Raw genomic sequence first — 13,346 nt, 5'->3', positions numbered from 1 at the left:
AGAGGAAAAGATTGTGACTGTGGCAACTTGGCAGGAATTTATCGATTATCAACGTGCTCAACCCTATTACCAGCAGTTGATTGCATTTGTGAATCAAGAGCGTGCGTCGGGTAAGGTGATTTATCCCCCCAAGGAGGATGTGTTCAACGCCTTTAAGACAACTCCCTTGGAAAAGGTGCGTGTGGTACTTATCGGCCAAGATCCCTACCATGGTCCCGACCAAGCCCACGGCCTGTGTTTCTCGGTTAAACGAGGCATTAAACCGCCACCATCGCTGGCCAATATGTATAAAGAGTTAGTGAACGATATTCCCGGTTTCCAAATCCCTAACCATGGCGATTTAACCCAATGGGCGGAGCAGGGGATCTTAATGCTCAATACCGTGCTGACGGTGGAGCAGGGGCAAGCTCATTCACACGCCAATGCGGGCTGGGAAACTTTTACCACTGAGGCATTAAAGCTGCTTAATGCGCAGGAGCAGCCGATTATTTTCGTACTCTGGGGCAGCCATGCCATCAAAAAAGGGGCGGTGATTACTGCGCCACAGCATCAAATTTTGTCGGGGCCGCATCCGTCACCGCTGTCGGCCTATCGCGGCTTCTTCGGTTGTGGGCATTTTTCTAAAGTGAACCAACTGCTGATGGCAAGGGGCGAAGCACCGATCCAATGGCAGGTTTAAGTTCACTTTGATAAAGAACGTTAAAAATAAAAAGGCCTTGCTAAGCAAGGCCTTTTTATGGGTTTATCGCAGCCAATTAGTGGTTGCGGTCAACGGAGATTTTTGCCAGCGAAATTAATGCGGTTTTGAAATCGCTGTCGGGTAATACCGCCAATGCCGCAATCGCCTTGTTGGATTCTTCAATGGCTTTTTGCTGAGTGTAAGTGAGCGCGCCGCAGTGATGCAGAGCGGCAACAATTTTTTCAATGGCGTGGGTGCCATCACCTTGCTCAATCGCTTGGCGAATGAGTTGCTGCTCTTCTTCTGTACCATGGGCAATGGCATAGATCAGCGGTAAGGTCGGCTTACCTTCGGCGAGGTCATCACCGATGTTTTTACCTAACTCTTCACTGTCGGCGGTATAGTCGAGTAAATCGTCTGTTAACTGGAAGGCTGTACCTAAATACTTACCATAGTCACCTAATGCAGCTTCTTGCTCGGGAGTGGCGCCGGCTAATACGGCAGCCAGTAACGTGGCGGCTTCGAATAGCTTAGCGGTCTTACAATAGATCACCCGCATATAGCTTTCTTCTGTGGTATTTGGGTCATTACAGTTCATTAGCTGTAATACTTCCCCCTCGGCCAATACGTTGGTGGTATCGGCTAATACACGCAGTACGCGCATGCTGTCGAGTTCGGTCATCATTTGGAATGAGCGGGTATAAAGGAAGTCACCCACTAATACACTGGCGCTGTTACCAAAGAGAGCGTTGGCGGTTTCGCGGCCGCGTCTGAGGGTCGATTCATCGACCACATCATCGTGCAGTAATGAAGCGGTATGAATAAATTCAATAATCGCGGCAAGCTTAAGGTGAGCTTCACCTTGGTAGTCGACGGCGCGTGCTGCGAGGACGGACAGTAAAGGACGAAGACGTTTACCACCACCATTAATAATGTAGAAACCTAACTGGTTTATCAGGGCGACATCTGACTCCAGCTGTTTATAGATCAGCTGATTGACTGCTTGCATATCAGTGTCAGCCAGTTGACGAATAGCGTTTAAATCCATAATAGACTCTGGTTGTGGGGCCATTACGTACCCGGCCTCTATTTTAGGCTCACGTGTTATATAGAATGAATTTTACCTAAAATTCCGACATATGACAGTACTCACACTACTAATGTGCGAGTTATTCCGGCCTTTTTTTATTCTTTCCTAATTAGGGCTTGCCAGATAAGGATTCTTCGCGTAAACTCCGCGCCCATTGTCAATAAAGTTTTTGTAGCACCCTGCCTCCCATAGTGTGAGCCAGCGTGTTAGGAATATCGGAGTAAAATAGCTATGTACGCTGTTTTTCAAAGTGGTGGTAAACAACACCGTGTAGCCCCAGGCCACACAGTTCGTTTAGAAAAATTAGAAGTTGCTACTGGTTCAACTGTTGAATTCGATCAAGTATTACTGATCGCTGACGGTGAAAAAGTGCACGTTGGTGCTCCTTTAGTAGCTGGCGGTAAAGTCGTTGCTGAAGTAGTTAGTCATGGTCGTGGCGAGAAAGTAACTATCGTTAAGTTCCGTCGTCGTAAGCACCACGACAAGAAGTTGGGCCACCGTCAGTGGTTCACCGAAGTTAAAATTACTGCTATCAACGCATAATAGGAGTCTAACTCATGGCACATAAAAAAGCTGGCGGTTCTACTCGTAACGGCCGTGATTCAGAAAGTAAACGTCTTGGTGTTAAGCGCTTTGGCGGTGAATCAGTTCTAGCTGGTAACATTATCGTTCGTCAACGTGGTACTAAATTCCACGCTGGTGTAAACGTGGGTATTGGTCGTGACCACACTCTGTTTGCTCTGACTGACGGTAAAGTAAAATTCGAAGTTAAAGGTCCTAATAACCGTAAGTTTATTAGCATCGAAGCTTAATTTTCGAGTCTAGCTTATACTGTAAAGCCCCGCCATTGGTGGGGCTTTCTGTTTTTTATGCTTCTATTTACCTGCGTTTCTGGTGAGTTTGGTAAATCTTTATCAAATTGAGGGCGTTGGCTGGTAAGATTGGGAGCAAGTATCTCGAGTTTTTTGGCGACCGATGAAGTTAAACGGTATAATTCCTTCATTCAGTGATGCCAGGAGTAAGTATGAAGTTTGTCGATGAGGCAGTAATTAGGGTCGAAGCAGGCGACGGCGGTAGCGGTTGTGTGAGTTTCAGACGCGAAAAATATATCCCTGATGGTGGTCCTGATGGTGGTGATGGTGGCGATGGTGGCAGTGTCTATCTGCAGGCCGATGAAAACCACAACACCCTGATTGAATACCGATTTGAACGTTTTCACATGGCTGAGCGCGGTGAAAACGGTCGTGGCCGTGACTGTACCGGCCATAGCGGTAAAGATTTGATTTTAAAAGTGCCTGTGGGTACGCGTGCCATTGACGATGAAACCGAGGAAGTTCTCGGCGATTTAACCACCCATGGTCAAAAGCTATTAGTGGCTAAAGGCGGATTCCACGGCTTAGGCAACACGCGCTTTAAGAGCAGTACTAACCGTGCACCACGTCAGAAGACCTTAGGTACTCCAGGTGAAGTCCGTAGCCTGAAATTAGAGCTGCTGTTGTTAGCAGACGTAGGCTTGCTCGGTATGCCTAACGCGGGTAAGTCGACCTTTATTCGCGCAGTATCACGTGCAACACCAAAGGTTGCCGATTACCCCTTCACGACGTTAGTGCCTAACCTCGGTGTGGTTAACCCTCGCCCTGGTCAAAGCTTTGTGATCGCCGATATTCCTGGTTTGATTGAAGGCGCGGCAGAAGGTGCGGGTTTAGGTATTCGCTTTTTAAAACATTTAGAACGTTGCCGTATTCTGTTGCATATCATCGATATCGAGCCAATTGATGGCACAGATCCTGTGGATTCTGCCCGTGCGATCGTCGGTGAACTTGAAAAATATTCGCCAAAATTGGCAAGCAAGCCACGTTGGTTAGTCTTTAACAAAGCGGATCTGCTGCTCGAAGACGAGCTGAAAGAGAAGGTCGCTCGCGTAGTTAAGGAATTAGGTTGGGAAGGTGATGTTTATACCATTTCTGCCTATAGCCGCGATGGCACTAAAGAGTTAGCCACCAAGCTGCTGGACTTCATCCAAAGTCTTCCACCGGAAGATAAAGATGCGAACCCAGATGCAGAGGTTGAGTTCAAGTGGGACAATTATCATCAAGCCAACATTGATGCGATCAATGAAGACTATGACGATGAATTCGACGATGACTTTGATGATGACGACTACGATGTAGAAGTGATCTACCAAAGATAATATCCCTATCTAAGTTTTGAGAGTCCCGTGTACGCAGATACTCAAAATGATATTACTCGGCAGGTTGTGCGTGTCGCACAACTGCTACTGGCCTACGGTGCTGAATCTGATTTAGTTGAAGAAATCAGTCAGCGCCTAGGTCAGGCCTTAGGATTGGCAAGTGTTGAGCTTTCCATCTCCTCTAATTCCCTCGTGTTAACCAGTTTAGTGCATGGTCGCTGTATCACGACGACGCGTCGGATCCGCGAGCATGGCATCAATATGACCATAGTCTGCGAGTTACAGCGCATCTGTTTATTGACGGAAAAAGGTCTCTATGGCCCGAACGAAGTGCGTAAACGCCTAGCGCGGATTGAACCTAAGACCTATCCACCATATCTGGTTATCTTGATGATAGGCCTGTCCTGCGCAAGCTTCTGTCATCTATTTAATGGCGATGTCGCCGCTTCAATCATCACTTTTTTTGCCTCTGCAGTAGGGATGTCGGTGCGCCTTGCGATTGCCAAGCGGCATTTTAATTTGCTGGTTAATTTTGCGGTGACGGCATTTGTCACTAGCTTATTGGCGCAGACGGGTTATGTGTTTAACTTGAGTGAGACCCCGCAGGCGGCCATGGCGGCCAGTGTGTTGATGTTGGTGCCGGGTTTTCCGATGATCAATGCGATTTCTGATATGGTCAAAGGCCATATGAACGTGGGGATTTCCCGCTGGGGCCATGCCACCTTGCTTACGGTGTCATCCGTTATTGGTATCACCATTGCGATGCAGCTAGGGGGGATCTTCCTATGATCGCCTTACTGTGGACGCTATTGCACGATGCCTTTTTCTCGGCAATTCCCGCTGTCGGCTTTGCTATGGTGTTTAACGTGCCGAAACGTTTCTTACCCTACTGCGCGCTTGCAGGCGCCATAGGACATAGCTCACGCACGCTAATGTTGCAATTTGGCTTGCCTATCGAATGGGCGACCTTTGCCGCCGCGGCTTTAGTGGGGACTATCACTATCGGCTTTGCCAAGCGTCACCTCGCGCCGCCCTTGATGTATGCCGTTGCGGCGATTATCCCGATGATCCCTGGCACCTATGCCTTTAATACCGTAATAGCCCTAGTGCAATTAACGGCGCAGTCGCAGGTCAGCCAAGAACTGACTGGACAAGTGATCAGTAACGGCTTAAAAACCGTGTTTATCTTAGGCGCACTGTCGGTAGGCCTTGCTTTACCGAGTCTACTGTATTTTAGAACCCGCCCTGTTATTCAATAAAAACAATACCAAAGGAGTGCCCATGCGCATTGCTATGATAGCCGCGATGGCAAACAATCGAGTCATCGGAAAAGACAATAAAATGCCATGGCATCTGCCAGAAGATTTACGCCACTTTAAAGCCATGACCTTAGGCAAACCTGTGGTGATGGGGCGTAAAACCTTCGAATCCATTGGTAGACCCCTTCCTGGGCGCCACAATATTGTGATTTCTCGCCAAGCGGATTTGCAGATTGAAGGCGTGACCTGCGTGACCTCATTTGAAGACGCTAAGCTCGCGGCTGGCGATTGCGAAGAGTTGGTCGTTATCGGTGGTGGGCAATTGTATCAGCAATTACTACCTCAAGCCGACACACTCTACCTGACGCAAATTAGCTTAGATGTTGAAGGCGATACCTTTTTCCCCGCTTGGGATAGCGATAAATGGCAAGAAACCGAATCGCTCACTAGTATAAATGCTGATGGGCTGGAATATCGCTTTATCAATTTGGCAAAAAAATGTTAAATTACGTTGTTCTGTTGTGTACCCTGTGCGTATGGATTGTCAATATGTCTAAGGTATTAGATCCGATAGGCCTGACTTAGTTGAGATAGCGGTATTTTACGGCTTCCACACTAATGACTCCTAGGAGGCCAATATCCGCTAGAGATAGACGCAGCCCATATAAAACATAATAAAACTATAAGAAAGTATTAAGGAGTATCGGATGCGTCTTATGCCTGTAGCTTTGGCTGCACTAATCGGATTTAGCTATGTTTCTGTGCCAACCACGGCAAAAGCCGAAGCTGATCCACTTGTCGCGAGTATTTGTGATTACGTAAAAGCGAACGATAAAAACCGTCTACGTAAAAAACTAAAAGAAAGCCGTGTTAAGTTACGCCAAGTGTACAGCGGGATTAGCTGTGATGGTCAAAGCTTGTTGCGTACTGCCTATGCCGCGAATGCGAATGATGCCGGTGAGTTTGTGGCTAAACGTCTATCAGTTAACGAACTGAGCGTCCCAGAAGCCGATGGCATGACGATTCAAGCGTGGGCCGAAGCAAATGGTCACGGTGCTAGCCCTATCACTGCTGCAGTGAAAGAGCGTTTAGGCGCTGCTGCCGGCGGTGAAGAAGAGTAATCATCTGTTCTATCATTTTTAGTGTGCTTTAACACAAGGAAAGAATGATGCTTAAAATGCCGAACTGAGTTCGGCATTTTTTATGGGCATCGTTTAGTTAGTTGTTGCCGAATATCCGGTATTGATATTGTGTGGATGTTGATTGCCTAGTTAGAGTTTATAGTCTCTGCTCTAGCAGCGGGATAGCCTAAAAGCCAAGCGAAAGCACTGGCATAAGCGCAAGCCAAAGAAAAGGGCCGCAATCGCGACCCTGTTCATACCTGAGTGTTTGCTTAGACTCTAAATTCACCGACAGAAGCTTGCAGCTCTTCGGCGAGTTTAGCCACTTGATGGCTCGATTGCGCGGTTTGGTCGGCACCAATCGCGGTTTCTTCCGAAATTGCTGCGATATGCTCAAGTTTCTCAGACACTTGCTGACTGACCACATTCTGCTCCTGCGCGGCGTGAGCAATGTGCGTGCCCGCATCATAGGCTTTATGTACAGATTGGCTGATGGTCTCTAGGGCGAGGTTCGCTTGCTCGGTCTTATCGACACAGGCATTGGCCTGGGCACGGCCCATATCCATGGCTGCTACGGCTTGCTGTGCGCCCTGTTGCAGCACTTCGATCATTTGCTGGATCTCGCGGGTCGAGACTTGAGTTCGTGAGGCTAGGCTGCGTACTTCATCGGCCACGACCGCAAAGCCGCGACCTTGCTCACCGGCGCGTGCCGCTTCGATAGCTGCGTTTAGTGCCAGCAGGTTAGTCTGCTCGGCAATGCCACGAATAACATCGAGAATTGAGCCGATAGAAGCACTATCCGATTGCACCTTGTTGATCACTTGGCCTGCCTTAGCGACTTCGTCTGCTAGGGCTAAAATGGTGCGCTTGTTCTCTTCGGCAATAGTGCGCATATGTTTGGCTTCTTGATCGGCCTGCTTGATCTGCGCCAGTGCATCATCGGCGCTCATCGATACTTGTTGTGCACTCGAGCTTAATTCTGTGGTTGCGGTTGCTACTTGGTCGACCTGGCTCTTTTGCTCTTGGATACCCGAGGTGGTTTGCGCCGTGATAGCCGACGTTTGTTCCGCTGCTGCGGCTAATTGGTTAGAACGATCCAAAATACCGACGATTAAGCCGCGTAAGCTATCGACTAAACGGTTACAGTTTTTCGCAAGCTCGGCAAATTCATCGTGGCCAGAATCATCTAATTTGTGGGTTAAGTTGCCTGAAGCTAGGACATTCAGCGCGTTATTGACTTGATAGAGAGAGCGCTTCAAAGGTGCCACAACGGCAAAGCTGATGATAACCGCGGCGACAATGGCGATCAGCACCACAATGATAGTGCGGATACTGGCGGCATCAATCTTGGCTATGGTTTCTTGGCTCATATTGGCCGCAACCGACTCGATGTTATTGCTCACATCTTCCATATTGCGGTCGATGACTTTGACATCTTTCTCAATGGTCGCCAATTGATTCATGGCACTCTTGGCGTGATTCAATTGGGTCGCTTTCAACAACACCATAGAATCCGGGCCTTCGAGCAACGCGAGCACCTTTTTCGTGTCTTCATTGACGGATTTTAAGGTGTCAGCATCAATTATGTCCTGCGCATGACGATTCACGTATTCGAGTTTGTTTTTGGTCTCGCTCAGGATGTAGTCGAGCTCTTTGGAAATGAGTTCATGTTTACTCATCTCTTCATTAGTCACTAAATCGGCAATGGTAGTGATGATATTGCCCATGCTGGTATCAATAGCGCTGGCAGAGGCCGCGATACTCTGAGCATCGGGGTTTTGGCTGTTTTCTAAATCGATAATATCAAGCAAAACCGACGAGGCGTCATCGGCGGCATTTTCAAGCTTCTTCTTTAAGCCGATAAGCTGCTCTTGTTTGCTGAGGGCGGCTTCACGTTCAGTGAGCATGGCGAGACTATCGCGCTCGAAGGTCGAGAAGCTACCATCCAGTTGCGAGATCAATGCAGAAAGATTGGCTTGCCCTTGAACCAATTGCGTCAGATTGCTGATCTCGTTTTTAAACTGAGTGCCGTGGTCGTTAAAGACTTTACGGATATCGGGAATGTTCGAGGACTTTGGTGCGTGATAGGCGATCAGCACTTGGCGCTGTTGTTCACTCAGGGTTTCGGTTAAGTGGTTGGTCGCCTTTAGGGCTGGCAAGCTTAACTCTTGCATCATGGCCGAACTATCTTTGAGGCTAATGTTCGTCAGGTACGAGGTAAATCCTAACAACACAAGTAAAAGTGTAACAACACTAAACCCGCCAATGACTCGGGTGGCTACATTAACTTTCATAGGATACTCCGGTTATTATTATATTATTCCGAATGAAAAGATTATTAAATTCAGGGCATAGGGTACTGTCGTATATCGACCACTCTCGGGCTTAGTTTAACCCTTTTTTAACCTTTTTTGGGTAATTTTTTGGTCTTTTTCAAGATGCCATAGGGTTAGATATTCCCCCCAGCAACAGCCTGTGTCTAGTGCTTTTAGCTTAGGGTCGTTGACTTTACCCATCAATGCCGCCCAATGTCCAAACACTAAGGTGTGACTTTCACGTAACGCAGAGGTAAATTCAAACCAAGGCCGTAGCTGTGGATTAGTGCAATCCTCTGGCGGTTGTTTGCAGTCAAAGTCTAAATGGCCATCGACATACAGATAACGCATCCTGGTCAAGGCGTTAATACAAAAACGCAGGCGATTGATCCCTATAGCGCTGGGCTCCCACCGCTCGGCGGTATCGCTGTACATTTGGCTTATTAGTGCGTCGAGGTAATCACTCTGCTTAAGGGCTTGGCTGACAAGTTGCGACTCTTGCCTTAACACCTCTAATGACCATTGCGGCGGCACTCCGGCGTGGGTCATGATGAGCTTGTGCTCTGGCAATTCCCGCATCAACGGCTGTTGTCTCAGCCAGTCAATTAAACTGGCAATATCGGGCGCGTTTAACAGTGGCGCTAAGTTATCGCTGGGTTTATCCCGCTTGAGTTTGCCGTGGAGGGCGAGCAAATGCAGATCGTGATTACCGAGGACGGTTTTGCCCGCATCGCCTAAGGATTGAAAATAGCGCAATGTGGCTAGTGAATCTGGGCCTCTGGCGACCAGATCGCCCACCGCCCAGAGTTCATCGCGGGATGGATTAAAGTCGACTTTAGCAAGTAATCGTTGAAGTTCGGCAAAACAGCCTTGGACATCACCAACAAAATAATGGGCCACAATATCCTTTCTATAATTAAATCAATGTAATAAACCGGGGAGTGCTAAGCGGAAGGGCTTAATCGTTGCCTTAAAGTGCTCGCCTGATTCGCTGACCATACCATAAGTGCCATACATAATGCCAAGGGGCGTATCGAGTACGGTACCGCTAGTATATTGGTAGGCGGTATTGGGGGGAATGGTTGGGGTTTCGCCGACGACACCTGCACCTTGCACCTCACTGATTTTGCCGTTGGCGTCGGTAATAATCCAGTGGCGGGTTTCGAGTTTGGCGGCTTGTTCACCGAGGTTGATGATGGTGATAGTGTAGCTAAAGAGGTATTTCTGATCCTCGGGCGAGGACTGTTGTTCAATGTATTCGGTTTTCACTTCGACTCGGATAGAGTCATCCAATGCGCTCATGCTGCTCCCTTGAATAAGATAGGGCACCCTAAAGTGCCCATCAAACTGATATTGCTTAAGCCTGCTTATCACACACCATATTCGCCATGGCGACATATTGCTCAACACTGATTTGCTCAGGGCGCAGATTGGGATCTATGCCTAGTTGCTCAAACTCTTCATCGCTTAACACTTGCTTGAGGTTGTTACGCAGTGTTTTACGGCGCATGTTAAAGGCCGTGGTGCACAGCTGGCGCAGTACATTCACATCCTTACAGGGGAAAGGTTTTTCTGCATAGGGCAGTAGGCGTACCACGGCAGAATCCACCTTTGGCGGAGGTGCGAAGCTATGGGGTGGCACTTCGAGTACCGGAACCACTTGGCAGAAGTACTGTGCCATCACCGTTAAGCGGCCATAGGCCTTGTTACCCGGGCTTGCCGATAAACGCAGCACCACTTCTTTTTGCAGCATAAAATGCATGGTTTCAATCTGCTCGGCAAACTCGAACAGATGGAACATCAAAGGGGTTGAAATGTTATAGGGTAAGTTACCAAACACTTTGAGTTTTTTACCCGGTACCACCAACTGGCTAAAGTCGAACTGCAGCGCATCGCCTTGGTGAATCGTGAGCTTATCCTTAAGTACAGGGTGATTCTGCAAGCGCTCAACCAGATCGCGGTCTAACTCGACAACGGTCAGGTTATCTATCGCCGTGGCGACTGGTTCGGTTAAGGCGCCAAGGCCGGGGCCGATTTCGACCATCACGTGGTCATTATCGGGGGCGATCGCACCCACAATGCGGTTAATCACATTGTCGTCGGTTAAGAAGTTTTGTCCGAAACGCTTTCTGGCCGTGTGGCCTAAATGTACTTTGCTACTCATTAATATCTAATCGTTTAGTTTTTTGAGGATAACTCAATGGCTTTATTCAAGGCGCAGACAAAACTGCCAATATCGGCTTTGCCAGTTCCCGCAAGATCGAGCGCCGTACCATGGTCAACCGAGGTACGGATATAAGGTAAACCTAAGGTAATGTTTACCGATTTGCCAAATCCCTGTGACTTTAGAACGGGTAAGCCTTGGTCATGGTACATGGCCAACACGACATCCGCGTCCTGTAAATATTTAGGTTGGAACAGGGTATCGGCTGGCAGAGGGCCGACAATGTTCATTTGATATTCTTCACGCAGTTCATTCAGAGCCGGAATAATCACATCGATTTCTTCCCGGCCAAGATGGCCGTCTTCACCCGCGTGTGGGTTTAAGCCACAAACATAAATTTTAGGGGAAGCAATGGCAAACTTGCTGATAAGGTCAGCGTGTAAAATCTTGATAATATGATGCAAACGCTGGCGCGTAATGGCTTTTGCCACATAGGCCAGAGGGATATGGGTGGTCACCAGCGCCACCTGTAAGCCTTGAGTCGCTAACATCATGACCACATCGGGGCAGTTGGCCTGATGGGCAAAAAACTCGGTATGGCCGCTAAAGGAAATCCCCGCTTGATTGATGATCCCTTTATGGACTGGACCAGTAACCACGGCATCAAACTCGCCGCTCATGTTTTTCTCACCCGCATAACGCAGGGTTTCAACTACGTAGGCACTGTTTTGCTCATCGAGCTGGCCGCAAACGGCGTCGGTCACTAGTTTGAAAGGCGCAATGGTGAGCGTACCTGCTTCCTGCGGTTTAGGCGGTTGCTCGGGCAGGTAAGGGCGAAAAGTAACAGACAGGCCGAGTCGTTTTGCTCGGCTGGCTAATAATTCGGGATCCGCACAAACGACTAACTCAGCAGGCCAAGCCTGCTGAGCGAGTTGCACGACTAAATCGGGGCCGATACCCGCAGGTTCTCCGGGGGTAACGGCAATACGTTTAGTGGTCAATTTACCTTAACCTCGGTTTGACTCAGGCTGAAAGACTTCAATGTATGCGTCGGCACGCATTTCGTCTAGCCAGTTTTGCAGTTCTTCATTAAATTTGCGACGGAAGATCAGTTGGTGCGCACGGTTGGTATTAAATTGATCCGTGGCATCGGTTTTTCTGCGCTCTTCCAGCTGAGTGATATGCCAGCCGTGGGTAGTACGGAAAGGCTCACTGATTTGATCTGGGCTTAAGCTGTTAAGGGTTTGCGCAAATTCAGGCACATAAATACTTGGCTCTGCCCAGCCCAGTTCACCACCTTTAGTGGCTGAACCTGGATCTTCAGAATACTGACGGGCTAAATCTTCAAACTTGGCTTCGCCAGAGCGAATTTGCTTTAAGAACTGCTCCAACATGGCCTTAGCGCGGTCTTCCGACAGAATTGGCGATGGCTTGAGCAGGATATGACGCGCTCTCACTTCTTCAATTTCTTTGGTTTGTAAACCACGGGCATCCATGATCTTGATGATGTGGAAACCTGCACCACTCTTGATTGGGCCGATAATGTCGCCTTTCTTCGCGCCGTTGATCACTTCCGCAAACAGCGTTGGCATCTCGTTGATGTTCATGTAATCCCAGATACCGCCTTCCAGCGCCTTAGGACCCGATGATGACGCGATAGCGGTGCGGCGGAAATCCTCACCACTCTTTAAACGCTCGAGTACGGCATTCGCGCGCTTGCTGGAGGCTTCCAGTTGTTCACTGCTTGGGTTGTTCGGTACGTCAATCAGGATATGGCCGATTTGGTATTCGACGTCCTTCATACCTTGCTCTTGGATCAGTTTTACTAGGCCGGTGATTTCCTGTGGTGACACTTGGATACGGCGTTGAACTTGGATACGTTGAATTTCACCTAGGGTAATTTCTTCACGCAGTTGCTCGCGGTACTGGCTGAAGCTTAAGCCTTCGCTCTCGATTTTTTGCTGCATTTGCGCCACGGTCATTTTTTGCTCGCGGGCAATGTTTTCAATCGCTTGGTCTAATTGCAAGTCACCGATATGCAGACCGATACGGTCCGCCATCTGCAACTGCAAACGGGTGAGGATGAGTCGCTCGATAACCTGAGTACGCAGTGCACTGTCGGATGGCAACGATTGATTCGCGGCTCTCGCATTGGCTTTTACAGTGTCAATCATATTGGTGATTTCACTTTCGAGCACAATACCGTCGTTGATTTGAACGGCAACACGGTCGATTGGCTGGGGAGCGGCCATAGTAGGCTGGCTGATAGCGAGTGCAAATAAAGCAAAAATCAGATGTTTACTGGGTTTCATCCACAAAATCCTTGGCACGTTCTAAGGTCAAATTCGACGGCTTATTTAAGTTAACTTTACCATTTATATCGAAATTACAGTGAGTTGCCTAAATGTTCTTTTGTTAGTAACTCTAAAAGCGTGCGTTCCGAGACTCTTTTGGGGGGAGCACACGGCTTTCATTAACCTGTTTGGACTCTCAGTCCTTGTTGAGGTTCAGCAATCTACCACAAATC

The 13,346-nt window shown here is 48.4% G+C and carries 15 protein-coding genes; 8 read left to right on the top strand and 7 right to left on the bottom strand.

Going from position 1 to position 13,346, the window contains the following annotated elements:
• Window positions 1-13: 13 nt before the first annotated feature.
• Entirely contained in the window at window positions 14-679 is a 666-nt protein-coding gene (gene ung / locus N5E87_RS16380) for a uracil-DNA glycosylase (RefSeq protein ID WP_088210352.1), read from the top strand.
• Between the two features lie 76 nt (window positions 680-755).
• Here the strand turns inward: ung and ispB are convergent, their stop codons facing one another.
• Window positions 756-1,727: an octaprenyl diphosphate synthase gene (ispB, locus tag N5E87_RS16375; protein ID WP_041413124.1), complete on the bottom strand. Its 972-nt coding sequence runs from the start codon at window positions 1,725-1,727 to the stop codon at window positions 756-758.
• Between the two features lie 273 nt (window positions 1,728-2,000).
• Between ispB and rplU the strand changes: the two genes are divergently transcribed.
• The 7 genes from rplU to N5E87_RS16340 all read left to right on the top strand — a co-directional run bounded on the left by rplU (window position 2,001) and on the right by N5E87_RS16340 (window position 6,340).
• Entirely contained in the window at window positions 2,001-2,312 is a 312-nt protein-coding gene (gene rplU / locus N5E87_RS16370) for a 50S ribosomal protein L21 (protein WP_011073451.1), read from the top strand.
• Window positions 2,313-2,326: 14 nt separating this feature from the next.
• Window positions 2,327-2,581, top strand: coding sequence for a 50S ribosomal protein L27 (gene rpmA, locus N5E87_RS16365; protein WP_007650346.1), 255 nt, complete (start codon window positions 2,327-2,329; stop codon window positions 2,579-2,581).
• A gap of 212 nt (window positions 2,582-2,793) precedes the next feature.
• Window positions 2,794-3,960 (top strand): Obg family GTPase CgtA, encoded by a 1,167-nt coding sequence (gene cgtA, locus N5E87_RS16360; RefSeq protein WP_011621692.1) that lies wholly within the window; start codon window positions 2,794-2,796, stop codon window positions 3,958-3,960.
• Window positions 3,961-3,987: 27 nt separating this feature from the next.
• Window positions 3,988-4,749, top strand: a complete 762-nt coding sequence (locus tag N5E87_RS16355) for a threonine/serine exporter family protein (protein ID WP_011718036.1) — start codon at window positions 3,988-3,990, stop codon at window positions 4,747-4,749.
• Window positions 4,746-5,219 carry a threonine/serine exporter family protein gene (locus tag N5E87_RS16350; RefSeq protein ID WP_011621694.1) on the top strand — a complete coding sequence of 158 codons (474 nt, stop codon included), beginning with the start codon at window positions 4,746-4,748 and terminating at the stop codon, window positions 5,217-5,219. The genes N5E87_RS16355 and N5E87_RS16350 overlap by 4 nt, the downstream gene beginning before the upstream one ends.
• Window positions 5,220-5,241: 22 nt before the next feature.
• Window positions 5,242-5,724: a type 3 dihydrofolate reductase gene (gene folA / locus N5E87_RS16345; RefSeq protein WP_279775417.1), complete on the top strand. Its 483-nt coding sequence runs from the start codon at window positions 5,242-5,244 to the stop codon at window positions 5,722-5,724.
• Between the two features lie 202 nt (window positions 5,725-5,926).
• Window positions 5,927-6,340 (top strand): DUF3718 domain-containing protein, encoded by a 414-nt coding sequence (locus tag N5E87_RS16340; protein ID WP_011621696.1) that lies wholly within the window; start codon window positions 5,927-5,929, stop codon window positions 6,338-6,340.
• 272 nt (window positions 6,341-6,612) lie between these two features.
• Here the strand turns inward: N5E87_RS16340 and N5E87_RS16335 are convergent, their stop codons facing one another.
• From N5E87_RS16335 to surA, 6 genes are all read right to left on the bottom strand, one after another.
• Complete coding sequence (locus tag N5E87_RS16335; RefSeq protein WP_011718033.1) at window positions 6,613-8,634, bottom strand: methyl-accepting chemotaxis protein; 2,022 nt, start codon at window positions 8,632-8,634, stop codon at window positions 6,613-6,615.
• A 96-nt stretch (window positions 8,635-8,730) separates the two neighbouring features.
• Complete coding sequence (locus N5E87_RS16330) at window positions 8,731-9,555, bottom strand: symmetrical bis(5'-nucleosyl)-tetraphosphatase (protein ID WP_279775416.1); 825 nt, start codon at window positions 9,553-9,555, stop codon at window positions 8,731-8,733.
• 21 nt (window positions 9,556-9,576) lie between these two features.
• Complete coding sequence (gene apaG, locus N5E87_RS16325) at window positions 9,577-9,957, bottom strand: Co2+/Mg2+ efflux protein ApaG (protein WP_011718031.1); 381 nt, start codon at window positions 9,955-9,957, stop codon at window positions 9,577-9,579.
• A gap of 55 nt (window positions 9,958-10,012) precedes the next feature.
• Window positions 10,013-10,819 carry a 16S rRNA (adenine(1518)-N(6)/adenine(1519)-N(6))-dimethyltransferase RsmA gene (rsmA, locus tag N5E87_RS16320; RefSeq protein WP_011627022.1) on the bottom strand — a complete coding sequence of 269 codons (807 nt, stop codon included), beginning with the start codon at window positions 10,817-10,819 and terminating at the stop codon, window positions 10,013-10,015.
• Between the two features lie 14 nt (window positions 10,820-10,833).
• A complete protein-coding gene (gene pdxA / locus N5E87_RS16315; RefSeq protein ID WP_011718029.1) occupies window positions 10,834-11,820 on the bottom strand; it encodes a 4-hydroxythreonine-4-phosphate dehydrogenase PdxA in 987 nt (328 codons plus the stop codon).
• A 6-nt stretch (window positions 11,821-11,826) separates the two neighbouring features.
• On the bottom strand, window positions 11,827-13,131 hold the full coding sequence (gene surA / locus N5E87_RS16310) for a peptidylprolyl isomerase SurA (RefSeq protein ID WP_011718028.1): 1,305 nt from the start codon (window positions 13,129-13,131) through the stop codon (window positions 11,827-11,829).
• Window positions 13,132-13,346 lie beyond the last annotated feature (215 nt).

The sequence above is a fragment of the Shewanella sp. GD03713 genome (genome assembly GCF_029843705.1).
Taxonomy (GTDB): domain Bacteria; phylum Pseudomonadota; class Gammaproteobacteria; order Enterobacterales; family Shewanellaceae; genus Shewanella.
Note: the sequence above shows the minus strand (reverse complement) of the source record. Positions and strands in the feature narration are given on the sequence as shown.